The sequence below is a fragment of the Pseudomonas sp. C 49-2 genome (assembly GCF_003970195.1).
GTDB lineage: Bacteria > Pseudomonadota > Gammaproteobacteria > Pseudomonadales > Pseudomonadaceae > Aquipseudomonas > Aquipseudomonas canadensis.
The window spans coordinates 244,898-269,718 of the sequence record NZ_RXYG01000004.1 but is presented as its reverse complement, the minus strand read 5'-3'; the positions used below and the strand labels follow the sequence as shown (position 1 = coordinate 269,718).

Below are 24,821 nucleotides of genomic sequence, written 5' to 3'. Positions count from 1 at the left end.
TCAAAACTGGGAGTCTTCAACAGGCAAGTCAGAGGCCCGTCATGAACATAAATCTGTGAACATTTGGCTCCATACACCCGGAGAAAACCCGCTAGTGATTGATGTAAGGATCGGTCATGAACAAATAACATCGCCCACTTGTTCAATTGCGTATTGGGCTATACGCATCACCGCACTATTTTCTGGATCTCAGCAACCACCTGCTTCACTGCGTCTTCGATCGTTCCTTCATTACGGCACAGCACCCACCCGTGATCCGCAACCGCTCTCTCGAACCTCTCGGTACACGCGACATGCTCTGAGTGCTTATGGATCACAGTGCCGCCCAGTCCGCGTGATCGTGCCGTTGCCCTTGCCCATGAAATATCCGGCGCGGTAACGACTCCGACATGCAGATCCGGCACTCGCACGTTTCGCTCCAGATTCAAATGGAGAATCTCTGCAAATGGGATGCTGTGTCGAAACGCAGCATCCGACGGATACCAGCGATCAATCAAGATAATGCTGCCCAGCGGCTGCTGAGCCAGCACGTTCCGGGAAATCCAGCTACGACTGTCAGCAAACCGTTCGCACACAGCCCATTCCATATCCCGCGTGGAATGCCTGGCGAGCTCATTAACAAGCGCCATGGTTTCCCTTCTGAAGGGATCGCTTTTTCTCTCGCAAAGTCGGATTACTTTCTTATTATTTGCCCTCAACTCTGCCGTAACGGCCTCCAGCAGAGTGGTCTTGCCGGTGCCTTTAGGCCCATCCAGAGAAACAAAAAGCGCAGAGTTCATTTTTCACACGGCGGTTGAGACGATGATGACCACTCTAACTGCATTTCTGGAATTCAATCAGCTCATCCCTGCATTAGCCCCCTCCCTAATGCTGAAACGTCATCATCTCCCATCCGCCCGCATGTTAATCTCGCCCCACCACGAATAGACATTGATCGTCACAAGACGATGACCAGAACCAGGAAAGCCCATGCCAAAGATTTCTCACTCAGCCCTGCGCCGCAAATTCCGTGAATTGCTTGCCACCCCAACCTGCGTTGAAACCGCCTCCGTCTTTGACCCGATGTCGGCGCGCATTGCCGCGGACCTGGGTTTTGAAGTCGGCATCCTCGGTGGCTCCGTTGCGTCGTTGCAGGTGTTGGCCGCGCCCGATTTTGCGCTGATCACCCTGAGTGAGTTCGTCGAGCAAGCCACCCGTATCGGGCGTGTCGCCCAGCTGCCGTTCATTGCCGACGCCGACCACGGCTACGGCAACGCGCTGAACGTGATGCGCACCGTCGAAGAGCTTGAGCGTGCCGGCGTGGCCGCGTTGACCATTGAAGACACATTGCTGCCCGCGCAGTTTGGCCGCAAGTCCACCGACCTGATCTCTATTGAAGAAGGCATCGGCAAAGTCCGCGCCGCGCTGGAAGCCCGTGTTGATCCTGAGCTGTCGATCATTGCCCGGACCAATGCCGGTGTGTTGCCGACCGAAGCGGTTATCGAGCGCACACTGGCGTATCAGAAAGCCGGCGCCGATGGGATTTGCATGGTGGGTGTGGCGGATTTCGAGCATCTGGAGAAGATCGCGGAGAACCTGACCGTGCCACTGATGCTGGTGACTTACGGCAATCCCAAGCTCAATGATGCCAAGCGCCTGGCGAGTCTTGGCGTGCGCGTGGTGGTTGCCGGTCACGGCGCTTACTTTGCCGCGATCAAGGCGACCTATGACAGCCTGCGTGCCCAGCGCCAGTTGACCCACAGCACCGACAACCTCAGTGCCACTGAGTTGACGCACACCTATACCCTTCCGGAAAACTACGTGGCGTGGGCTGAAGAGTTCATGGACGTCAAAGAGTAATTTCAGTGCGGAGGGAGTGTTGCGCTCCCTCCTCCTTCATGACCATTAATACAAAGTCGCAGCTTTCGCCCGTTGATGATAATGTGCCACTACTGTTATCAAGGACACTTGGAGGCCTCTAACCCTGGCTTTCCTGAGCATGGAGGCTGTTTTTTTGACCGTTGTATTCAACTCAATTCCAGAAACGGTAAAGATCAAGCTATGGCCGCATCAGCGGGAAGCTGTCGATTTTGCTGTTAACCATCTGAACAATCACCAAGGCACGTGCATCGTCAGGATGCCTACAGGCACAGGAAAAACCGGTGTCATTGCGAGTCTCGCCGCACTGGCGAACCCTGGTCAGACGCTGGTGCTAACCCCCTGGGTGCATTTGAAGCATCAATTGATCGACGACATTACGCTCAGGTTCTGGTCGCGAATTGATGTTGATGCGCCCAAATTAGCAATTTCCGAATTACTGCCGAGCAACGTCGAGAAAGCCTTAGGCAACGCCAGAATACTGATCTCGAGTTTCACTTGCTTAACCGACATACGGCGTAACCACCCGGAACAATACAAAGCCCTTAAAAGGCAGATCAGCTTGATCGTCGTGGACGAGGGCCATTACGAACCCGCCGTGGAGTGGGGGCAATCCATCAAGCAGATCGAAGCGCCGACAGTATTATTGAGTGCGACACCCTATCGAAACGACTTGAAATTGTTTCGTATCAAAGATCCCCAAGCGTCCGTCTATAACTATAGACATGCGTGTGCAGAGACGCACGAAATCATACGCCCAATAACCTTTGAAACCCTCAAGGGCGTGAACGCCAGCAATGATATTGACCACAAAGCCCAAGCATTTGCACAGTACTGGCTGGCGGCAAAGCAATCCGTGGGAGCGCTGGCCACTGATGAACCACGCGCAATTATTTGTTGTGACAGCCATTCAGAGATCGAAAAAACGATAACGATACTGAACAAACACAACATAACCGCTATCGGTATTCACGACCGGTTTTCCCAGACGCCCCCATTTTACAAAAATGTGCCAAGCGTCACTGTGGAGGCCGAGGTCTGGGTCCATCAAAATAAACTGACCGAAGGTTTCGATGACAGTCGCTTTTGTTGTGTGGCCTTGTTTTCGAAAATATCCAACGACCGTAAGTTGATACAACAGATCGGGCGAATCATCAGAAAGACCGGGGCGGATCGCCCCGGCAGCGCTGCTCGTGTCGTGTGCGTAGAGGGCGCCGATTTTGCGGACCGCTGGCGAGCTTACCGCGACTATGAGCTAGCCTTCGAGCCTCGCAGCGCAAATTACTTCCGTGATTATGTTTCCAGCCTGCTGGCGTTGCAGCCCGAGTTCGAATACTTCGATGGCCGATTTAGAAAGCGTTTTGACGAGAGTATCTTGGGTAGCGACGAACAAGTGAGTATCGCGCCCAGCGTTCTGGTTAGGGTGGTCTCCACCGGGTTCCTGTTTGATGACTACATCGAGCATTGCACCGACACGTTGAATCTGGAAGATGCCATTATTCTTGGCCCAGACGCATTCGGCCCATGTCAACAGTCGGCTCATCATGCGGTGTGGGTCTACGCCTCTGTCGCCAATTCGAGGCTCCTGGGAGCGAATTCGCTGTATGAGGTTCGCCTTCACGCCCATTGTGTGACGTACTTTGATGGTCATCTGCTGATCTCGGACACGTCGGGCACCTATCCGGAGGACCTGATAGAGCGTCATACCCTACCCGTCTCCATAGAGCACTTGTCCAGAGTATTTGGCGCAGGAGCCAAGATGACCAATGTGTCGCTGCAAAACACCATTCCATTTGACTCAGTGATCCGGGCAGCGGCGATTCGCGGCACTGATCTGAGCCGCATATCGGCCTCGTTGACCGACAGTATCCAAATCTGTCGATCGGCGCGCGGCGCATTGGCGGGTGATAGAAAGTATGTTGGCTTTCAACGGGGGCGTGTACGCCAGGAACTAACCGAAACTCAGCGTAAATCCCATCAAGTTGCTGAATTTGTCGCCTGGGCGAAAACCATAAGCCAACTCCTCGGCATGCCATCTGCCCCGGCCAGGCAAAACCATGAGGTGTTGTCGCGCTATATACAGCCCGTCGATCCTCCCGCGCACGTCGCGCCTAAAGCCATCTCGCTGGATATGCACCACGGATACATACGCTTTACACGGCGAGACGGAAAGGCGCTTGAAGCGCGCTCACTGTCAGCTGAAATCGTTCAAATAAAGCACCGGGGACCATCGACCGCTGCGCCCACTTTCGAGTTTGAATTGTCGTTTGTCTATGTGGAAAATGAGGTGACCACAACCATCACGGAGGTCATGAGATTTGAGTTTCAGCAGGCCAAGACACGCTTCTGGTTCAAGTCAGCGACGCGCAACCGGGTGCGTGTAGAGGATAATAATTTTCCAAGTAAAAAATTCTCACTGGCAGAGTATTTGAATCGCAAGCAAGAGCACATTTTGATCGGCATGCAGGACGGTAACAGCATCTACCAAGGCCGCCACTTTTATACAGTCAATTATGGTCATGCAGAACGTAACATCGTGAACCTTATCAAAAACGTCACGGTCGGCGACGTGTACTCTGAGAAAGGTACCAAAGCTGAATTAAGTGAGATAAACAGAAGCACGATGACGGCATTTTTGCCGGGCACACTGTTTAAATTCATTGCCGAAGACCACCTTGCAATACCGTTCGATCCCGAGGTGCTCGTATGCACGGATCTGGGTACGGAATGCGCGGACTTTGTGGCGATCAACTACACGAATAAACAGTTGGCGTTCGTCCACGCCAAGCAAGGAAAAGGGTCCAAGATCTCAGCATCGGACTTCCACGATATTGTCTCTCAGGCTATGAAAAACCTGCTGTATTTCTCACCTGCAAGTGATGATCCGGAGGGTACCGCAGGCTGGAATACTGCGCAGAAATGGAACAAAACCCAAATCTCACGCATTCAAAAAAACAGTCTGCAAACCCCCGAAGGCAACGCGATTTGGTCACGTGTCAAAGAGCAGATTTTCGGCGCGCCCGACGCCCAGTTGCATGTTGTGCTTGCAACTGCTGGCTGTTGCGATCTTAAAACACTCCAGAATGCAATTACCCAAACCGGTTCACGCACAGCGGAAACCGGGCAACTCATGCACTTGTTAAATGGATTAAACGGCACAGTCCGTTCGCTAGGGGCTCAGTTGAGCATCCTGAACCTACCGGTCCCGCCCAAATCCACGACCTGACCGGGTGAACTTGTCCTGTCCACCCGCGGCTGGACAAGCCTACCTCACGACGTCCACTCCTCCCCACCTGGCCAATCCTTGGTTGGAATATCCGCAATCGTCCCATCCTTGACCCCATCGATGCCATATCGCTCGATTGAGTCACCCAGCACTTCGCCGAACTTGTCCGACTTGACCTGCGCCTGCCCTTCCTTGACCAGCCGTGGGATGCCTGACGCATCTGGTCAACCAGCTTGCGCACTTTATCTTCGTCCAACTCCGCACCGCCCTCCTTGCCGAAGGCAGTCTTGATGTTGTCGAATCCGGCTCCCTTGAATAGGTTCTCCTGGGCAATGCTGGAGAAGTTGTCGTTGAGCTGTTGGTCGTACTGGGCGGTGAATTGCGGATCGAGCGCAGAGTTGTAGAGCGCCACTTCCAGGCTGAACTCCGAGGCGGCCTGCTCCGGCGTATTGTTCTTGAGCAATTCACGCATGCGTTCGCCGCTGGCCAACTGGTCCTTGTAGAACGTCTTGAAGTCTTCATTATGCGAGGACTTGGCAACCGCGCTTTGCATTGCCTTGGCATCATCAATGCCAAGGATCGACTGCAGGCTGGTCGCCGTGGCGTAGAAGCTGGCCAGCGCGGCGTGCTGGTCGGTCTTGAGGTTCTCCCAGCCGTACTTGCCGAAGTCTTGCAGGCGTCCGGCCTCGGTACCGTGCTTGGCGTCGCCACCTTTGGTGAAGCTGTCGACGCGGCCATTGTCTATATCGTTGCCGGCCAGGCGCGAGCCGGTTTCGTCGAAGCGCTCGACATGCTCCAGCACCTGTTTGGCGCGATAGGCCGCGTCAGCATCATGTTCAAAATCGCCTACACGTTCGCGTAGCTTGTCCTTTACGCCGCTCTGGTTGCCGAGATTATTCAGCAGCGGGCTGTCATGGATGATGTCCTCGGCCGTGCGATGGTCATCCTTCGGACGTTGCCACTCGATGCCCGCATCCTTGGCCTTGGCCCGATCGACCGCATTGCCCCACTCGGTATTGGAATTGTTAGGGTTGACTGCCTTGATGCTGGGGGCATTGCTGACGGGTGCTGACATGCGAGCGCTCCTTGATGGCGGGGCCTGGGCCATCATCGTTGTGGGCGATGACAGCGTGGCGGTAAGGAGAGCAAAGGCCATGATGATTGCTGAAAGATGACAGGCGAGCTGGCCGCCAGGCGTGGAGCGCCATGCAATCTGCCGATGCCCCCGTACCTGTGGGGCGAAAGCACGCATGTGAAATGTTGTGAAAATCCGCCGCAGAGTCTGCGGCGGCAACCAAAGGATTTTGTCGAAGCAGAGCGGCTAAGACAGCGTCCACGCTACACCCGCAGTCGATTAAAAATAGTGAAGTTTAATTAATCGAGTTTCATCCGCTAGCCCGCTGCAGGCCACGCAGACTGTGCTTAGAATCAACCCCGGCAACCACGCCGAACACAATAAAAAACCGTAACAGCTCACCTGCAAACATCTGCCCATTCAACTTTATGCGCCCTCCACTAAGTGCGGTGTTTCTGTGCGCGCGTTCAAACTTCCGGGGAAGTCACAACATGATTAAACAGTCGAGTCTGTTAGCACTGGCGGTGTGTGCCGGTCTCAGTCAGCTGGCGTTTGCCGAATCGGTCACCGATCAGGCAGATGCCAAGGGATTTATCGAGGGCAGCAGCGTCACCGGGTTGTTGCGCAACTACTACATGAACCGTAATCGCGAGGGGGGCCGGGCCGATAACATCGACTGGACCCAGGGCGCGATGCTCAACTACGCCTCGGGTTTCACCCAGGGCACCCTTGGTTTCGGCTTGGATGCCTACGCCTACGGCGGGCTGAAACTGGACGCCACCCACGCAGACGCCGGCACCGGCAACCTGCCGACCGACCGGCATGGCGACCCCGAAGATGCCTACGGCTCCGTGGGCGCAGCGGTGAAGATCAAGATCTCCAAGACCCAACTGAAATTCGGTGACATGCAACCCACCGCCCCGGTCTTCGCCACCGGCGGCACCCGCCTGTTGCCGCAAACCGCCACCGGTTTCGACCTGACCAGCAGTGAAATCGCCGGCCTTGACCTGGAAGCCGGGCACTTCACCAGCACCAACAGCGGCATGACCAGCAACCATGACCACGATATCTATGCGACCTACGCCAATATCGCGGCCAACAGTGCCAGTTTCGTTGGTGGCAAATACACCTTCAGCCCGTCCCTGAGTGCAACCGTGTATGCCGGCGAACTGGAAGACATCTGGCGCCAGTACTACACCAACCTCAACTACGTGATCCCGCTGGCCCATGACCAGTCACTCGCGCTGGACGGCAACCTCTACCGCACCCTCGACACTGGCAGCGCCAAGGCCGGCGCGATCAACAACACTACCTACTCGTTGGCGGCGGCGTACTCGTTCCTGCAGGCACACACGTTGACGCTGTCGTTCCAAAAAGTGCATGGCGACACGCCGTTTGACTACATCGGCACCGGCAACAATGGCGCGGGTGAAGGCGGCGATTCGGTGTACCTGGCCAACTCGGTGCAATGGGGTGATTTCAACGGGCCGGGGGAACAGTCCTGGGGCGTTCGGTATGACCTGAACATGGCCAGTTATGGCGTACCAGGGCTGAGTTTCATGGGGCGCTATATCAATGGCTCGGACATCAATGGCACCCACACACCGGATCACAGCGCGTATGTGGGCGACTACGGTGCCGACGGCGCGCACCACGAAACGGATCTGGAGGCCAAGTACGTGATCCAGAGCGGGCCGGCGAAAAACCTGTCGTTGCGTGTACGCGATGCGATCGTGGCATCGAACGCCGACCAACGCGATGGTGATCTGAATGAGTTGCGGCTGATCGTCGACTATCCGTTCACCTTGCTCTAGCCATCTCCTGTGGCGAGGGAGCTTGCTCCCGTCGGACTGTGACGCAGTCCCGTTCTTTTGATCTAAGAACGGGGCCGCTTCGCGCCCCAGCGGGAGCAAGCTCCCTCGCCACAGAAAGCCCCCTCGCTACGTCAGCCGACCCAACCCACTGCGGTCTTGGGAATGACTTCCGACTCATCCAGCTTCGACGCGAACATGCTCACCGCCTCCACCGCGTCACTGGTGCTGGTGCGAATCTGCAGGATCACCGAACCAGCCTGATCAGCCAAGCTGACGCCGCGTTGCGCGCCCTCCTGGGTGGCGTTCATGCTGGTCACTGCGTCACGGGTTTCCGAGAGGATCATGCCGATCATCTCGGCAATTTCCGCCGTCGAGCGGCTGGTCCGCCCGGCCAGTTGCCGGACTTCATCGGCTACCACCGCAAAGCCTCGCCCTTGATCCCCCGCCCGCGCTGCCTCAATCGCCGCGTTGAGGGCCAACAAGTTGGTCTGGTCGGCAATCCCCCGAATGGTGTTGACGATGGCAGTGATCTGCTCGGAACGATCGCCCAGTTGCCCCACCAGCCGTGCAGAGGCGCCGATGTTGTCGGCGATGCGGCGCATTTCGCTGGCAGTCTCCTGGATCACCTGGGTGCCATGTTCGGCAAAACGCTCGGTCTCGGAGGAAATATGGTAGGCCCGCGACGCACCACGGGAGTCTTCTTCGAATTTTTCCACGCGCTCGGTGATGTCGCTGGCGAACTTGACGATCTTGATCAGCTTGCCGTCGCCGTCGTAGACAGGGTTGTAACTGGCTTCCAACCACACCACCCGACCATGTTTGCCCAGGCGCTTGAATTGCCCGGTAAAGAATTCGCCATTGTTCAGGCGACACCAGAAATCGGTGTATTCGTGGCTGTTGATCAGGGTCGGCTCGCAAAACAAGCGGTGGTGTTTGCCTTTGAGTTCCGCCAGCGAATACCCCATCACGTTCAAGAAGTTTGTATTCGCGTCCAATACGTGGCCGCCAAGATCGAACTCGATCACGGCCATGGCCCGGTCCAGAGCGGCCAGTTTGCTGGAGGTGGCCGCTTCCACCTCCACTTTGTCGGTGACGTCCAAGGCGTACTTGACCACTTTCAGCACTTGTCCGCGTTCATCCAGGACCGGGTTGTAACTCGCTTCCAGCCAGATGGTCTTGCCGTTGGCATGAACCCGTTTGAAGGTGCCTGAAACGAACTTGCCGGCTTTCAAATCACTCCAGAATTGGCTATAGGCCGAACTACTGGTCAGCGCCGGTAAGCAAAAGTCACGGTGGGATTTGCCGGCCAATTGATCCGCGCTGTAGCCCAGGGTCTTGAGAAAATTATCGTTGGCGCGCAATACCTTGCCATTGAGATCGAATTCGACCACGGCCATGGAGCGTTCCAGCGCGACAATCAGTCCTTTGTACTCAGTGGATTCGGCCGTCCTGGCCGCCAGTTCTGTTTTGAGTGCTTTATTGAACATGACGTACCCTCAGCCGTGCGGAAAAACCGTTCTCTTGATTGGCTATCGGCTGGGAAATACGCGACTTTATGCGGCATAAATGTTTATTTTTTGGCGCCAGATTATTGCTCTAGGTCCCGTTACTCAAGGCTTTGCGTCGGGCAGTGACAACCGCTCTCGCATGCCGCTGCTCGCAGCAGGGCCAGCCTGCAAAACGCACTGATCCATCGGCACGACCTGCCCCTCGGCACTTGCGAGCATTGGTTGTACCGGCCTGCCCGTCCCACGCTCCACCAACTCGACACTGGTACCCTCCTCGGCGTAATGCCGATTGCCCCAGGCCACCAGCGACATCAGCACCATGCGGAAATCCTCGCCCTTCTCCGTCGGCACATATTCGTAGCGCGGCGGACGCTCGCTGTAGGCCTGGCGTTCGAGCATGCCCGCCTCCACCAACGCGTTGAGGCGGCGCGTCAACATATTCGGCGCGATGCCCAGGCTGCGCGAGAACTCGTCGAAGCGGCGCAGGCCGTGCAAGGCGTCGCGCATGATCAGAATGCTCCACCACTCCCCTACCCGCTCAAGGCTGCGGGCGATCGGGCATTCGTCGCTGATGAGGGACTTGCGTTGCATGGGGATTCCTGTGGGTCAGTGCAAATGTGTGTGACGCCATGTTACTTTCATGATGATAGTGACGTCCATAGGGTCTGTTCCCTCACCGCAACCGGAGTCGATTGATCATGAGTAAACGCATTGTTGTGACAGGCATGGGCGCGCTGACGCCGTTGGGCGCTGACGTGGAATCTACCTGGCGCCGCCTGTTGGCCGGGCAATCGGGCATTCGCCGCCTGCCGGAAGAGTTGATCGGTGACTTGGCCGTCAGTATCGGTGGCCAGGTACAAAGCAGCGTGCAGGACCCTGAAGCCGGATTTGACCCGGATCGCCTGCTCGCAGCCAAGGAACAACGCAAGATGGACCGCTTTATCCTGTTCGCACTGGCGGCGGCGGATGAAGCCTTGAAGCAGGCCGGCTGGGCGCCGAACACAGTGGAACAACAGGAACGCACGGCGACCATCATTGCGTCTGGCGTCGGCGGTTTCCCAGCGATTGCCGATGCAGTGCGCACCACTGACAGCAAAGGCCCGCGCCGATTGTCCCCATTTACCATCCCGTCCTTCTTGAGCAACATGGCCGCCGGGCATGTGTCGATCAATTACGGCTTGAAAGGCCCGTTGGGCGCGCCGGTGACGGCTTGTGCCGCGGGTGTGCAGGCTATCGGTGATGCGGCGCGGATGATTCGTGCCGGTGAAGTCGATGTAGCGGTGTGCGGCGGCGCGGAAGCGGCGATTCATCGGGTCAGTCTGGCCGGTTTTGCGGCAGCGCGAGCCCTGTCCAGCGACTTCAATGACAGCCCTGAGCGGGCTTCGCGGCCATTCGACCAAGCGCGCGACGGTTTTGTCATGGGCGAAGGCGCTGGCATCCTGGTCATCGAAGCACTCGAACACGCCCTAGCCCGTGGCGCGCAGCCGATTGCGGAGTTGGTGGGCTACGGCACCAGTGCCGACGCCTATCACATGACGGCCGGCCCGGAAGATGGCGATGGTGCGCGACGCGCCATGCAGCAAGCCTTGCGCCAGGCAGGAATCGAGGCGGCCCAGGTGCAGTACTTGAACGCTCACGCTACTTCCACCCCGGTGGGCGATAAGGGCGAACTGGCGGCGATCAGGACGGTATTTGGCGCTAACGGCAGCCCGGCGATCAGCTCGACCAAATCCGCTACCGGTCACCTGTTGGGCGCTGCGGGCGGTATCGAAGCCATCTTCACCGTACTCGCCCTGCGCGATCAGGTCGCCCCGGTCACCCTCAACCTGGAAACCCCCGACGCGCTTGCGGATGGCCTGGACCTGCTGCGCGGTGCAGCCCGGCCGATGCCCATTGAATACGCGCTGTCCAACGGCTTCGGCTTTGGCGGCGTGAATGCCAGCGTGCTGTTCCGCCGCTGGGCGTAGTTTGCCCCTGCGGTATTTTTCGGGGACCATGGGCGCCTTTCTGAACCTGCCAACGAGAGGCGCCCATGGCTAACCACGACCTGCACTACACCCCGGATCCCGATGCCGACTCGATTTCTTCGGATGTGATTGGCTTCAACGGCATCCTGGTGTCCACCCAGATCCCGACCCGCGCCGATGGCAGCCTGGAACTGGGCGATATCACCCTGCAAAGCGAATGCACCCTGCAAGCCTTGAAAGTCGCCCTGGAAAAGGCCGGTAGCTCCATGGACCGGGTGATGCACCTGACCATTTACCTGACGGATATGGCTGATCGTGCCGCCTTCAACGAGGTCTACAAACGCTTCTTTGCCAAGCCCTGGCCCGTGCGTGCGGCGGTTGGCGTCGCCGCGTTGGCGGTAGACGGCATGCGCGTGGAAGTCACCGCGATGGCTGCTCAAGCCTGAGTGGGTGCCGGTCAGGCATTTCACAGCTACAATGCGCGCCTCAACCGTGACAAGCCTGACTAAAAAAACTATGTCCTTGCCCAAGCATCACCTGGAATTGCTCAGCCCTGCCCGCGATGTCGCCATCGCGCGCGAGGCGATCCTGCATGGCGCCGACGCCGTGTACATTGGCGGCCCGAGCTTCGGCGCGCGCCATAACGCCTGTAATGACGTGAGCGATATCGCGTCATTGGTGGAATTCGCCCGCCGTTATCACGCGCGCGTCTTCACCACCATCAACACCATCCTGCATGACAACGAACTGGAACCCGCGCGCAAGCTGATCCATCAGCTCTACGATGCCGGCGTCGACGCATTGATCGTGCAAGACCTGGGCGTGATGGAGCTGGATATTCCGCCCATCGAGCTGCACGCCAGCACCCAGACCGATATTCGCACCCTGGGCCGCGCCAAGTTCCTCGACCAGGCCGGTTTCTCGCAGCTGGTATTGGCCCGTGAGCTGAACCTGCAGGAAATCCGTGCCATTGCTGACGAAACCGATGCCGCCATCGAGTTCTTCATCCACGGCGCCCTGTGCGTGGCGTTCTCCGGGCAGTGCAACATCTCTCACGCACAGAACGGCCGCAGCGCCAACCGGGGTGATTGCTCCCAGGCCTGCCGTTTGCCGTACACCTTGAAAGATGACCAGGGCCGCGTCGTGGCCTTTGAAAAGCACCTGCTGTCGATGAAAGACAACAACCAGAGCGCCAACATTCGCGCACTGGTCGAAGCCGGCGTGCGTTCGTTCAAGATCGAGGGCCGCTACAAGGACATGGGCTACGTGAAAAACATCACCGCCTATTACCGCCAGCGCCTGGATGATGTGCTTGAAGACCGACCGGACCTGGCGCGCGCGTCCAGCGGCCGTACCGCGCACTTCTTCCTGCCGGACCCGGAAAAAACCTTCCACCGCGGCAGCACTGACTACTTCGTCACCGACCGCAAGGTCGACATCGGCGCCTTCGACACCCCGACCTTCACCGGCCTGCCGGTGGGTGTGGTGGAAAAAGCCGGCAAGCGTGACCTGCAAGTGGTCACCCATGAGCCGCTGTCCAATGGCGACGGTCTTAACGTGCTGATCAAGCGCGAAGTGGTGGGTTTCCGTGCCAACATCGCCGAGCCTAAAGGCGAGTTCGAGGAAGATGGCGAGAAGCGCTACCGCTACCGCGTCGAGCCGAACGAAATGCCGGCCGGCCTGCACCAACTGCGCCCGAACCACCCGTTGAACCGTAACCTCGACCACAACTGGCAACAGGCGCTGCTCAAGACTTCATCCGAACGCCGTATTGGCCTGACCTGGGCTGCTCGTCTGCGCGAAGCACAGCTGGAAGTCACCGCCACCAGCGAAGAAGGCATCAGTGCCAGCGTCACCCTGCCCGGCCCGTTCGGCGTAGCCAACAAGCCGGAACAGGCGCTGGATACCCTGCGCGACCTGCTCGGCCAACTGGGCACCACCGAATACCATGCGACCGACATCCAACTGGATGCGCCGCAGGCGTTTTTCATCCCCAACTCGCAGCTCAAGGCCTTGCGCCGCGAAGTGATCGAAGCGCTGACCGCTGCCCGTGTGGCCGCTCATCCACGCGGTGGACGCAAAGCCGAAACCACCCCGCCGCCGGTCTACCCGGATGCGCATTTGTCGTTCCTCGCCAACGTCTACAACCAGAAAGCCCGCGACTTCTACCACCGTCATGGGGTGAAGCTGATCGACGCCGCCTTCGAAGCCCACGAAGAAACCGGCGAAGTGCCGGTGATGATCACCAAGCACTGCCTGCGTTTCTCGTTCAACCTGTGCCCTAAACAGGCCAAAGGTGTCACGGGCGTGAAGACCAAGGTCGCGCCGATGCAGTTGATCCATGGCGATGAAGTGCTGACCCTGAAGTTCGACTGCAAGCCGTGCGAAATGCACGTGGTGGGCAAGATCAAGGGCCACATCCTTGGCTTGCCGCAGCCAGGCAGCGCAGTGGAGCACTTCAACCCGGAAAACATCATTTTCCAGGGTACGCACTGACCCTCTGGGAGCGGGGCCACCACCAGCCCCGCTGTAACCCCGCGGCCGCCAGCAGGATCGCCGCCACACCCAGCCATTGCAGCCAACCCAGGCGGTGCCCGAAGGCGATCCAATCGACGAAGATCGCCGCAATCGGGTAGATGAACGACAGCGCGCCGGTAATGGCCGTGGGCAGTTTCTGGATCGCGCCGTACAGCAACACGTACATCAAACCGGTATGCACCACACCCAGCGTCACCAATGCCGCCCAGGCATTGGGGGTGGCCGGCAGACTATTCCAAGGCACCATCGGCGCGAGTAACAGCGCGCCGGTGGTCACCTGGATCAACGCCATTAAATGCGGCGGTACTTCTTTCAAACGCTTGATGATCAGCGCCGCAATCGCATACAGGAACGCCGCGCCCAGCGCCAAGGCGATACCGGCCAGGTAATCGTCGCCGGTTTTGTGATCGCCATGTGCGGTGACAATCGCCAGCATCCCCAGGAACGCCACACTCAGCCACGCCAGTTTCTGCACGGTAATCCTTTCCCCCAGGAACAGCGCCGCGAGCATCACCAGCATGAACGGCTGCACGTTGTACACCGCCGTGCTGATGGCAATCGACGCGCGGGAATAGGATTCGAACAGCAGCAACCAATTGCCAACAATCGCCACGCCACTGAGCATCGCCAGGCCGAGCTTGGCCCAGGTCAGCAGCTCAAGGCGCAGGTAACCCAGCAGTGCGCAGACCAGCAACAGCGTCAGCCCGCCGATCACGCAGCGCCAGAACACCACTTCGATCACCGACACGCCAGAGACCAGTACAAACCAGCCAATGGTGCCCGAGATCAGCATGGCGGCGATCATTTCCCAAGACCCGCGACGGATGGATGTATCCATGATTGAAGCTCCTCAAGTGAGGCTCAATTATGGCAATCTGCTCAGCAGCGGCTCCAGCGCCTAAAAAAGGCCAAACCGCTGTATTGCCTTTACTTATTAGGTGAACACTATGATTGACACGATCGACCAGCAACTCATCGCCGCCTTGATGGATGACTCGCGCCTATCCCTCAAGGCCCTGGCCGGCATTACCGGGTTGTCTTCGCCCAGTGTCGGCGAACGTTTGCGTCGTCTCGAAGAGCGCGGCGTGCTGACCCATTACACCGTCGACATCGACCCCAAGCATTTCGGCTACCTGCTGCAAGCCATCGTGCGCATCCGTCCGTTGCCCGGCAAATTGCAGGAGGTGGAACGGCAGATCCAGGCGATTCCCGAGTTCACCGAGTGCGACAAGGTGACCGGCGATGACTGCTTCATCGCACGGCTGCATGTGCGCACCATGGATCATCTGGACAGCCTGCTCGATAAGCTGAATGCCTACGCCGAGACCAACACCGCGATCGTCAAGAAAACCCCGGTGAAACGGCGTTTGCCGCCGTTAGGGGATGGGTGATTGTGAGTCATCAGCGCAATCCATTGTAGGAGCTGGCTTGCCAGCGATTGCTATCTGTCAGTTGATACTTTTGTTGCTGACTCAACGCTATCGCTGGCAAGCCAGCTCCTACAGTTCGTTTTGCGTTGTCTACTCGTGCAGTGTTTTGGCCGCTGTCAGCAAACCTTGGAACTTGCGATAACGTGCCGCCAACACGGCTTGCTGCTTGGCATCCGGCAGATATCGCGCCTTCACCGACATCCCTGCCTGCAACAACCTCTCCCCCTGCCCGATCGACAGAAATCCCAGCTTCGCGGCGCCGATGCAGGCACTCAACTCACTGCCGTGCAACGTGAAGATCTCCCGCTGCAGGATGTTGGCCAGCAGCTGCGCCCAGTATTCACTACGCGCACCGCCGCCCACCAAGGCACAGGCCCCTAAATCGGCACCGGCCGACTGCACGGCGCGCAGCGCATCCAGCAAACCGAAACCCACGCCTTCCATCACGGCATAACCGAGCATCGCGGGTGTGCAGTCATGGCCCAGGCCCATGAAACCGCCGCGCAGCAGCGGGTCGTTGTGGGGTGTGCGCTCTCCGGCAAGGTACGGCAGAAACAACGGCGTGCTGAGTGGCACGGGTTGTTCGATCGGCAATTGTGCCTGCACCTGGTCCAGCAACGCCTGCTCATTCGCAGTGCCCGTCAGCCGTGTGACCCAACGCAGGCAACTGGCCCCGGCCAGCATGGCGCCCATGGTGTACCAACGGTTCGGCAGCGCATGGCAGAAGCTGTGCACGGCGCTGGCCGGGTTGCCGGCGGCGTGGTCGGTGATTGCGACGATGGCAGCGCTGGTGCCGAGGGTGATGAAGCCGTCGCCAGCGTTGATCGCACCAATACCGACAGCCGCTACCGGGTTGTCGCCCCCGCCGCCAGCGATCACGACGTCAGCCGACAATCCAAGGTCCATCGCCGTCAAACAAGCACTTGCAGCGCCGCCTTCAACCAGCCTTGGCATTTGTTCCGGCGCAAGGCCCGTCGCGCGCAGCATGGGCGCGAACCACTCGCGGCGTGCCACATCCAGCCACAACGTCCCCGCAGCGTCGGACATCTCGCTGATGCGCTCCCCACTCAGGCGCAACCGCAGGTAATCCTTGGGCGACAGTACACAATCAATGGCTCTGAATACCTCAGGCTCATGCTGCTGCAGCCACAGCAGTTTCGGCGCCGTCAGCCCGGCCATGGGCAGGCTGCCGGTGATGTCGGCGAACTCAGGGCCCAGCTCCTCGGCCTCGGCGACCGCACGGGAGTCATCCCACAGGATCGCCGGGTACAACACGCGATCATCAGCCCCCAACAACACCGCGCCATGCATCTGCCCGGACAGGCCGATACAGGCCACACGGGCAAATGCCTCATGCAGGCGCAACTGGGCCAGTGCCTGCAAACAGGCCTGCCACCAATCCAGCGGGTCTTGCTCGGACCAGCCGCTATGACGCCGCGACACGCTCAGGCGCACGCCGGCATGGGTCAGCACTGTACCGTCGAGGTCCATGAGAATGGCCTTGAGTTCCGAGGTGCCGAGGTCGATGCCGAGGGAAACGGGACTGCTCATACGGGGGTCATTCCAATCCATTACAGCCACATGAATTACGCCATTGCAGGGTCGGCGCCAGGCGCACACTCTGGGTCGGTGCGCCGGGTGAAGCCATGCGTTGCAATAACAGGTTCACTGCCTGGGCGCCGAGTGCCTGCACCGGCTGCGCGATCAGTGTCAGGCGCGGCACGAAAAAATCCGCCCAGTCGAAATCATCAAACCCCACCAGCGCCATGTGCGTAGGCACGTCGATCTGCGCGTCACGCAGGGCCTGCATGGCGCCGAGGGTCATCAGGTTGTTGCCGGCCATGATCGCCGTCGGCGGTAACGCCAAGCCCAGCAACTGCACCGTGGCCTGGCGCGCCGGCTCAGTATTGGAGCCGCCATTGACCAGCAGATCCGGATCAAACGTCAGGCCCGCCCCCTGCAATGCGGCGCGGTAACCGGCGACACGCTCATCGGTGGTGCTGAAACCTTCACGCCCGGCGATAAAGCCGATCCGGCGATGGCCATGGGCGATAAGGTGTTCAACCAGCACCTGGGTAGGCTGGGCATTCTCCACCCCAACCTGATCGAAGTGCTCACTCATCATGCGGTCCACCAGCACCGCTGGAATCTCGTTGACGCGCAGATACTCCAGGGCCTTGGAGCCGTTGGAAGGCGCCAGCACAATCCCATCAACCCGCCGATGATGCAGCGCCGTGACCACCCGCAGCTCCTGCTCCGGATCATCATGAGTGTCGACAAACAGCATCATGTAGCCGTGCTGGGCGCACGCGGTTTCAATCGCGTGCACCGTTTCGCTGAAGTAGTGGTTGGACAGCGCCGAGATCGCCACGCCAATCGTGTTGGTGCTCGACCGGGCCAGCGAGCGCGCCAGGGTGTTGGGGATGTAGCCCAACGCCTGGATCGCCTGCTGCACCGCCAGCACAGTGGCCGGGCTGACCTTGCGGGTGCCGTTCAACACGTGGGACACCGTCGACGTCGACACCCCCGCCCTGCTTGCCACGTCATCCATGGTGACCACGACGCTGTTCCTTCTCAGTGGATCAATGTTTGCTCGACCATCCGCTGTACGTAGCGACGTTGTCACGGGTGATCAGTTTTGGCGTGAGCAGGGTAACCGCTTCGGCCGGGGCTTTGTCATTGAGAATGTCATTGCCCACGTTCACTGCGGTCTGCGCCATGGCCCAGGGGTCCTGGCTGGACGACGCCTGGATCTGCGTCTCGGTCTTCAAGGCATTCTCGATATCCGGCGCGCCGTCCACCGAGGTGATGATGATGCCGCTGCGCTTGAGCTGCTTGGCCGCCAGGTCGCTGCCGATGGCTTGTGGGTCATTGATCGCGAACAGACCGTCGATTTTCGGGAAGCGCGTGAGGTAACCCTGCATCACGTTCAAGCCGCCTTCGCGGGAGCCTTTGCCGTCCTGGTCGTCGGACAGCACCTTGATATCCGGCGCGGCGGCCAGCGCGGCCTTGCAGCCTTTGACGCGGTCGGTCACGGCGGTGACTTGCGGGCCGTTCTGGATGATCACATTGCCCTTGCCGGAGAGCTTGTCCACCAGGTACTGGCAGGCCAGCTTGCCGGCTTCGACGTTGTCGGTCTGCACAGTCGCGTTCACGCCCTTGGCGTCCACATCCACGGCTACCACGACGATGCCGGCGTCACGGGCTTTCTTGATCGCCGAGGCCATGGCAGAGGGGTCGACGGCGTTTATCAGGATCAGGTCGACCTTGGACGAAATGAAATTGTCGATCTGCGAAAACTGCTTGCTCAGGTCGTAGTCAGCCGACACCGAAGTGACCTTGACGTTGGGGTTGAGCTCCTTGGCCCGAGCGGTTGCGCCGTCGGCCAGGGTCACGAAATACGGGTTGCCCAGCGAGCCCATGCTGATACCGAGGGCCTTCAACTCACGGGCTTCGACGGCTTGGGACATCAAGGCAGCCAAGGCAATGACGGGAAAGATACGTTTAAGGTTCATGCGGGTCTCTCTTGTGATTGTTGTAGGAGTGAACTCAGGTCCGCGCACCGGACTGGCGATAACGATCCAGCGCCACTGCGCCAATGATCACGATGCCCTTGATGATGTATTGCCAGATATCCGACACACCCAACAGCACCAGGCCGTTGGTCAGCACTGCGATGATCAGCGCACCGATCAACGTGCCGCCGATGGTGCCGACGCCGCCGGTAAAACTGGTGCCGCCAAGGATCACCGCCGCAATCGCGTCCAACTCATAGGATTGCCCCAGTTGCAGGCCATTGGCGGCAAACAACCGCGAAGCGCTCATCACCGCGCCCAATCCGGCCAGCGCACCGGACATGGCATAGACGAACAGCAGCACTTTCCACACCTTGATCCCCGACAACCGCGCCGCTTCCGGGTTGCCGCCCACCGAGTAGATCTGCACGCCCATCACTGTTCGGCGCAGGATGAACCACGACAGCGCCACCACGGCCACGGCAATGATCACCAGCCAGGGCACGCCGAGTACCGAGTCATTGCCGATAAAGGCAAACGGCAGGTCCGGGTTGAAAACGGTCTTGTCATCGGCCAGCAAGCGCGCCAGACCACGCATGGCCGTCAGCGCGCCGAGGGTGACAATAAACGGCGGCAGGCGCATGAAAGCGATCAACCCACCATTAACCAAGCCCAGCAGCAAGCCAAAGCCAATACCGGCAGCAATCCCGAACATGCCGAACTGCGGTGACATCGACGCCTGCAGCGCCACCACCGCCGAAGCGGCCAGGATCGCGCCTACCGACAAGTCGATGCCGGCGGTGAGGATCACAAAGGTCATGCCCGCGGCCAGCACCACGTTCACCGACGCCTGCTGGGTGATGATCGACAGGTTCTGCACCGTCAGGAAGTTCTCACTGGCCAGGGCGAAGCCCACCAGCAGCAGGATCAGCACGGGCAACATACCGACCGTGCGCATCAACTCGCGCGCGCGTTCCGCTTTACCTGTTGTTGCGATATTCAACTCAGCCATGGGCAACCACCTGATCGCCACCAGTGGCGAGGTCAATAATGCGTTCCTGGGAAATAGCCTGGCCGGAGGCGCCGCCGACTTCAGCGACGAGCTGGCCTTCGCGCATGATCAGCACGCGGTCGCAGGTGCCGATGATTTCCGGCAGCTCGCTGGAAATCACCACAATGCCGACACCGGCCTGGGCCAATTGATTGATGATGCGGTAGATCTCGGACTTGGAGCCGATGTCGACGCCGCGTGTGGGTTCGTCGAGGATCAGCACGTGAGGCTTCACCTCCAGCAGTCGCGCCAACAGCACCTTCTGCTGATTGCCGCCGGACAGCGCGCCGACATTGACCTTGCCTGAGGCCACGCGAATCGACAGCGACTTGATCGCGTCATTCGAACGCTGCAAGGCATGCCCGCGATCCAGCACGCCACCGGCATGCGCATCCGGCACACAGGCGCAGACGTTGATGTTGTCCGCCACGCTCATGTCGAGGAACAGGCCTTGGGCCTTGCGGTCTTCGGTGAGGTAGACCACGCCTGCGCGGATCGCATCCGCCGGGGTGCGCAGTTGGGTGACGGTCTTGCCGACCACTTCCAAGGTCCCCGAGGTGCGGGGGTCAGCCGCAAAGATCAGCCGCGCCAGCTCGGTGCGCCCTGCCCCGACCAGCCCGGCAATGCCCAGCACCTCACCGGCATGCAGGTCAAAGCTGCACTGGCGCACGCGCTTGCCGTCGGCCATGTCGCGCACGCGCATCACCACGTTGCCGGGGTTATACGCCGCGTGTTCCTTTTTGTAGAAACCCGACAGGTCGCGGCCCACCATCATTTTTACCAGCACTTCGGCCGACAGCGCATCGCGGGTCAGCTCGCCGATGTATTGGCCGTCACGCAGCACCGAAACACGGTCCGATAACTCGTAGATCTCGGCCATGCGGTGGCTGATATAGATGATTGCCAGGCCCTGGCTGCGCAGTTGCTTGATCAGCGCGAACAACCGGTCGGTTTCGCGGGATGACAATGGCGTGGTGGGCTCGTCCATCACCAGGATCTTGGCGTGGGCGTGCAGGGCGCGGGCGATCTCCACCAACTGGCGCTCGGCAATCGACAGGCTGCTGACCCGTGTTGCCGGGGTGAATTCGGCGCCAAGGCGTTGCAGCACCTCGATGCACCCCGCTTCCATGCCCTTGCGGTCGATGGTCCAGCCACGCCGCAGTTCGCGGCCCAGGTAGATGTTCTCGGCCACGCTCAGGTTGGGGCACAGGCTCAGTTCTTGATAGATGACGGCAATGCCGAGGGCTTTTGCGGTGGCGGGGTCGAAGGTCGGAACGCGTTGACCGGCAATGCGGATTTCACCGCCGGGGTCGGCTTGATAGGCGCCGGAGAGGATTTTCATCAGTGTTGACTTGCCGGCGCCGTTCTCCCCCATCAAGGCGTGAATTTCGCCGGGGTAGACCTTCAGGCCGACATTCTTGAGCACACGCAAACCGTTGAAGGTTTTGCTGATGCCCTGCATTTCAAGCAAGGGTTCAAGGCTCATGAATGAGCTCCTGGTTTTATTATTTTTGTCTTCAGTGAGCCGACTCTAATGTAGAAACATTTCTTTACGCAAGCGCTTGCTTGAGGGTTTTTGTGCTTGAAGAAACGTTTCATCAAGCCAGTTTGTTGAATAGGCACACAAAGCATCGATTTTACCGTTTGTCTGCTATTGTCCAAGGACCTCATCTCCTCCTCATCGCCCTCCAGCGATCTTCTGCGAGCATGCTCTGCGCCATTGTCGGTTGACGATGGCGGGCCTGAACGTCACGGAAAGCCCAAGCGATGGACAAACCGTTACCCGAACAGCCGCAATCGCGCGCCGAAAAGATCGTCGAGTTCAAACGGCAGAAAACCCTGCTCAAGACCGGCGCGCTGCAAGACGCCATCTTCAACAGCGCCTACTTCTCCAGCATCGCCACCGATGAAAAAGGCGTGATCCAGATCTTCAACGTCGGCGCCGAACGCATGCTTGGCTATGCCGCCGCCGACGTGGTCAACCGCATCACCCCAGCCGACATCTCCGACCCCGTCGAGTTGATCACCCGCGCCGCTGCCCTCAGCCTGGAACTGGACACGCCCATTACGCCGGGTTTCGAAGCCCTGGTGTTCAAGGCTTCCCGCGGCATCGAAGACATCTACGAGCTGACCTACATCCGCCAGGACGGCAGTCGCCTGTCGGCCATGGTTTCGGTGACCGCCCTGCGCAACCGGCATGACACCATCATCGGCTACCTGCTGATCGGCACCGACAACACCGCGCGCAAGCAGGAAGAAGCCGAGCGCAAAGGCTTCGAGCGTGCGCTGGAAGAAAAGAACCTGGAGCTGGAACACGCCAGCCACATGAAGTCCGAGTTCCTCGCCACCATGTCCCACGAACTGCGCACGCCGTTGAATGCGGTGATCGGTTTTTCCGAGGCGCTCAAGGACGGTTTGGTCGGTGAAATGAGCGAGACCCAGCGCGAATACATCGGCGACATTTTCACCAGCGGCCAACACTTGCTGTCGTTGATCAACGACATTCTCGACCTGTCCAAGGTAGAGGCCGGGATGATGGAACTGGAGCTGGAAAGCGTTGAGTTGGCGGGCCTTTTGGCCAACAGCCTGCTGATCGTGCGGGAAAAGGCCGCACTGCAACGTATCCAATTGAAGCTGGAATGCCCCGACAACCTCGGCCACTTGAAACTGGACCTGCGTAAGACCAAACAGATCGTCTACAACCTGCTGGCCAACGCGGTGAAGTTCAGCGAGCACGGCAGCTCGGTGACGCTGACGGTGCGCCAGGTCAGCCGCGAGCAGGTCGGCCAGATTCCTGGCGACTGGCCGGTGTACCGCTTTGCCTTGCCCGAAAGCCTGTACCCACAATTCCTTGAATTGAGCGTCAGCGATACCGGTATCGGCGTTGCCGAGGACGATATGGGCAAGCTGTTCAAGGCGTTCAGCCAGATCGACAGCAGCCTGGCACGCAAATTCGAAGGCACGGGACTGGGGCTGGCGATGGTCAAGCAACTGGCCGAGCTACACGGTGGCAGTGTCGCGGTGGCCAGCCGTGAAGGCTGTGGCGCTCGGTTTGTCGCATGGTTGCCGCTGCATCGTGAGCCGGAGGCGTCGTGGCCGAGATCCTGATCGTTGAAGACAATGAGGCCAATATGCGTCTGGCGCGTCTGCTGCTGGTGAACGCCGGCCACACATCGCTGTGGGCACCTGACGCCGAGACTGGCCTGACCCTGGCCCGCGAACAGCAACCGGCCTTGATCCTGATGGACATTCAACTGCCGGGCATGGACGGTCTGGCGGCCACGGCATTGATTAAACAAGACCCGCTGACCGCGCATATCCCGGTGATCGCCCTGACGGCCATGGCGATGAAGGAAGACCGCGAGAAGACTCGGCTGGCCGGTTGCGACGCCTATATCATCAAGCCGCTGCGTTACAAAGAGTTATACCAAGTGATCGACACCTTGCTGCAAAAGCCCAACAGTCCCCTCACATGAGTCCGCTCCATGGCCAGCCAACCCGCAACGTTGTTGATCGTCGATGATGAGCCCCAGGTGCGCAAGCTCCTGGAGACCTTGCTGCAACACGAGGGCTACCAGACTATCTGCGCGAGCAACGGCGAAGAGGCGCTGCAGGTGGTGGTGCAACAGGCGCCCGACTTGATCCTGCTGGACATCATGATGCCGGGGATGGATGGGTATGAGGTGGCCAGCCAACTGAAAAGTGACGACGCCACGGCGGGTATTCCGATCATCATGCTATCGGCCCTCAGTGATGCTGGCGCGCGCGTCAGCGGCCTGGAAAGCGGTGCCGAAGAGTTCCTCAGCAAACCGATCGAGCGTATCGAACTGTCCTTGCGCGTGCGCAACCTGCTGCGGCTCACCGCTCATGGCGAGCGGGCGGATAATATACGCCAAGCCCTGCAACCCGACGTCGACCGTCGGGACCTGGAAAACGCCCTGCGCCAGGCCGTGGAGCGCAATGAATTCATCGTGCATTACCAGCCCAAAGTCGAGCTTGCGACGGGCCAGCTTTGCGCGCTTGAGGCCCTGCTACGTTGGGACCGACCGGGGCATGGAGCCGTGTCCCCAGCGGTGTTCGTACCCGTGTTGGAGAGCCTCGGCCTGATCGTAGCGGTGGGACGCTGGGTGATCGAAGCCGTTTGCCAACAGATTGGCGCCTGGCAACGCACTGCCATTGGCGCTGTGGAGGTATCGGTCAACGTTTCCGGCCATCAACTCATAGAGGGCGACCTGATTGCCGATATCGCGCGCATCCTGGCGCAAACCGGCGTCGAGCCGCACTGGCTGGAAGTGGAACTGACCGAAGGCTCGTTGATGGAGAACACCCAGCACACCATCGCCAGCCTGCAACGCTTGCACACCATGGGCGTGAAAATCTCCATCGACGACTTTGGCACCGGCTATTCAAGCCTGGCGTACCTGCGGCGTTTTCCCATCGATACATTGAAGATCGACATCGCGTTTATCCGCGAAGTCACCAGCAACCCCCAGGACGCCGCGATTACCCGCACCATCATTGAACTCGCCCACAGCCTCAACCTGCGGGTGGTCGCCGAAGGCGTGGAAACCCAGGCGCAATTGGCGTTCCTGAAGGACGCCGGCTGCGATCAGATCCAAGGCTACCTGTTCAGCCGGCCGTTGCCGGTGGCAACCTTGGAGCGGCTGCTACTGGAGCGTTCAGAGACTCCGTGAAAGCTCCTCGCGCAGGCACTCGATCAATCCTCGGTGGGTCGCTGAGTGACCCCGCCAACGGTTGGAAGTGAAACCCTTTGTGGTGAGTAGGTTTACTCATGGTGAGTGGACTTCCCGTGGTGAGCGGGCTTGCCCCGCGCTGGGCT

19 protein-coding genes and 2 pseudogenes are annotated in these 24,821 nt (G+C 59.4%); 10 read left to right on the top strand and 11 right to left on the bottom strand.

Translation table 11 applies throughout. The features are described 5' to 3' along the window. Positions 1-167: 167 nt before the first annotated feature. The gene (locus EJ576_RS10155) at positions 168-779 is read right to left on the bottom strand and encodes a dTMP kinase (protein ID WP_123477484.1); all 612 of its coding nucleotides are present in this window, start codon (positions 777-779) and stop codon (positions 168-170) included. A 190-nt stretch (positions 780-969) separates the two neighbouring features. Here EJ576_RS10155 and EJ576_RS10150 point away from each other — a divergent pair, with 190 nt between their 5' ends. Together EJ576_RS10150 and EJ576_RS10145 are read left to right on the top strand one after the other, a co-directional pair. Beyond that, entirely contained in the window at positions 970-1,839 is an 870-nt protein-coding gene (locus tag EJ576_RS10150) for an oxaloacetate decarboxylase (protein ID WP_028616149.1), read from the top strand. A gap of 154 nt (positions 1,840-1,993) precedes the next feature. After that, positions 1,994-5,083 (top strand): DEAD/DEAH box helicase, encoded by a 3,090-nt coding sequence (locus EJ576_RS10145; protein WP_158628946.1) that lies wholly within the window; start codon positions 1,994-1,996, stop codon positions 5,081-5,083. On the opposite strand, the gene EJ576_RS10140 is transcribed toward EJ576_RS10145, so the two are convergent. Then, entirely contained in the window at positions 4,986-6,158 is a 1,173-nt protein-coding gene (locus EJ576_RS10140; RefSeq protein WP_178083534.1) for a hypothetical protein, read from the bottom strand. The genes EJ576_RS10145 and EJ576_RS10140 overlap by 98 nt on opposite strands. Before the next feature lie 491 nt (positions 6,159-6,649). Here EJ576_RS10140 and EJ576_RS10135 point away from each other — a divergent pair, with 491 nt between their 5' ends. Next, positions 6,650-7,972, top strand: coding sequence for an OprD family porin (locus tag EJ576_RS10135; protein WP_126570268.1), 1,323 nt, complete (start codon positions 6,650-6,652; stop codon positions 7,970-7,972). A gap of 131 nt (positions 7,973-8,103) precedes the next feature. Here the strand turns inward: EJ576_RS10135 and EJ576_RS30195 are convergent. From EJ576_RS30195 to EJ576_RS10120, 3 genes and pseudogenes are all read right to left on the bottom strand, one after another. Continuing rightward, positions 8,104-8,580, bottom strand: a pseudogene (locus EJ576_RS30195) (methyl-accepting chemotaxis protein); the annotation flags it as partial. A 111-nt stretch (positions 8,581-8,691) separates the two neighbouring features. Then, a pseudogene (locus EJ576_RS30190) lies at positions 8,692-9,369 on the bottom strand (PAS domain-containing protein); the annotation flags it as partial. Positions 9,370-9,582: 213 nt separating this feature from the next. After that, positions 9,583-10,071 (bottom strand): helix-turn-helix domain-containing protein, encoded by a 489-nt coding sequence (locus tag EJ576_RS10120; protein WP_028616144.1) that lies wholly within the window; start codon positions 10,069-10,071, stop codon positions 9,583-9,585. Positions 10,072-10,178: 107 nt separating this feature from the next. Here EJ576_RS10120 and fabF point away from each other — a divergent pair, with 107 nt between their 5' ends. The 3 genes from fabF to EJ576_RS10105 all read left to right on the top strand — a co-directional run bounded on the left by fabF (position 10,179) and on the right by EJ576_RS10105 (position 13,943). Then, on the top strand, positions 10,179-11,447 hold the full coding sequence (fabF, locus tag EJ576_RS10115) for a beta-ketoacyl-ACP synthase II (RefSeq protein ID WP_126570266.1): 1,269 nt from the start codon (positions 10,179-10,181) through the stop codon (positions 11,445-11,447). Between the two features lie 65 nt (positions 11,448-11,512). Continuing rightward, a complete protein-coding gene (locus EJ576_RS10110) occupies positions 11,513-11,893 on the top strand; it encodes a RidA family protein (RefSeq protein ID WP_028616142.1) in 381 nt (126 codons plus the stop codon). A 70-nt stretch (positions 11,894-11,963) separates the two neighbouring features. Then, complete coding sequence (locus EJ576_RS10105) at positions 11,964-13,943, top strand: U32 family peptidase (RefSeq protein WP_028616141.1); 1,980 nt, start codon at positions 11,964-11,966, stop codon at positions 13,941-13,943. Here EJ576_RS10105 and EJ576_RS10100 read toward each other — a convergent pair. Then, positions 13,921-14,823, bottom strand: coding sequence for a DMT family transporter (locus tag EJ576_RS10100; RefSeq protein ID WP_122727019.1), 903 nt, complete (start codon positions 14,821-14,823; stop codon positions 13,921-13,923). The two genes, EJ576_RS10105 and EJ576_RS10100, sit on opposite strands and share 23 nt — an antisense overlap. Positions 14,824-14,932: 109 nt before the next feature. Here EJ576_RS10100 and EJ576_RS10095 point away from each other — a divergent pair, with 109 nt between their 5' ends. Beyond that, positions 14,933-15,376 (top strand): Lrp/AsnC family transcriptional regulator, encoded by a 444-nt coding sequence (locus EJ576_RS10095; protein ID WP_122727017.1) that lies wholly within the window; start codon positions 14,933-14,935, stop codon positions 15,374-15,376. A 129-nt stretch (positions 15,377-15,505) separates the two neighbouring features. Here EJ576_RS10095 and xylB read toward each other — a convergent pair whose 3' ends face one another. The 5 genes from xylB to EJ576_RS10070 are packed head-to-tail and all read right to left on the bottom strand — an operon-like array spanning position 15,506 to position 21,467. After that, a complete protein-coding gene (gene xylB, locus EJ576_RS10090) occupies positions 15,506-16,966 on the bottom strand; it encodes a xylulokinase (protein ID WP_126570265.1) in 1,461 nt (486 codons plus the stop codon). Between the two features lie 7 nt (positions 16,967-16,973). Beyond that, the gene (locus tag EJ576_RS10085) at positions 16,974-17,975 is read right to left on the bottom strand and encodes a LacI family DNA-binding transcriptional regulator (RefSeq protein ID WP_126570264.1); all 1,002 of its coding nucleotides are present in this window, start codon (positions 17,973-17,975) and stop codon (positions 16,974-16,976) included. Positions 17,976-17,997: 22 nt separating this feature from the next. After that, complete coding sequence (locus EJ576_RS10080) at positions 17,998-18,930, bottom strand: ABC transporter substrate-binding protein (RefSeq protein ID WP_028616135.1); 933 nt, start codon at positions 18,928-18,930, stop codon at positions 17,998-18,000. 34 nt (positions 18,931-18,964) lie between these two features. Further along, the gene (locus tag EJ576_RS10075; protein WP_068933179.1) at positions 18,965-19,942 is read right to left on the bottom strand and encodes a ribose ABC transporter permease; all 978 of its coding nucleotides are present in this window, start codon (positions 19,940-19,942) and stop codon (positions 18,965-18,967) included. Next, on the bottom strand, positions 19,935-21,467 hold the full coding sequence (locus tag EJ576_RS10070; RefSeq protein ID WP_122727009.1) for a sugar ABC transporter ATP-binding protein: 1,533 nt from the start codon (positions 21,465-21,467) through the stop codon (positions 19,935-19,937). Before EJ576_RS10070 ends, EJ576_RS10075 begins: the two co-directional genes overlap by 8 nt. A gap of 281 nt (positions 21,468-21,748) precedes the next feature. Between EJ576_RS10070 and EJ576_RS10065 the strand changes: the two genes are divergently transcribed. The 3 genes from EJ576_RS10065 to EJ576_RS10055 are packed head-to-tail and all read left to right on the top strand — an operon-like array spanning position 21,749 to position 24,675. Beyond that, on the top strand, positions 21,749-23,089 hold the full coding sequence (locus EJ576_RS10065) for a HAMP domain-containing sensor histidine kinase (protein ID WP_126570263.1): 1,341 nt from the start codon (positions 21,749-21,751) through the stop codon (positions 23,087-23,089). After that, complete coding sequence (locus tag EJ576_RS10060; protein ID WP_028616131.1) at positions 23,074-23,457, top strand: response regulator; 384 nt, start codon at positions 23,074-23,076, stop codon at positions 23,455-23,457. Before EJ576_RS10065 ends, EJ576_RS10060 begins: the two co-directional genes overlap by 16 nt. 9 nt (positions 23,458-23,466) lie before the next feature. Beyond that, a complete protein-coding gene (locus EJ576_RS10055; protein WP_126570262.1) occupies positions 23,467-24,675 on the top strand; it encodes an EAL domain-containing response regulator in 1,209 nt (402 codons plus the stop codon). Positions 24,676-24,821: the final 146 nt, after the last annotated feature.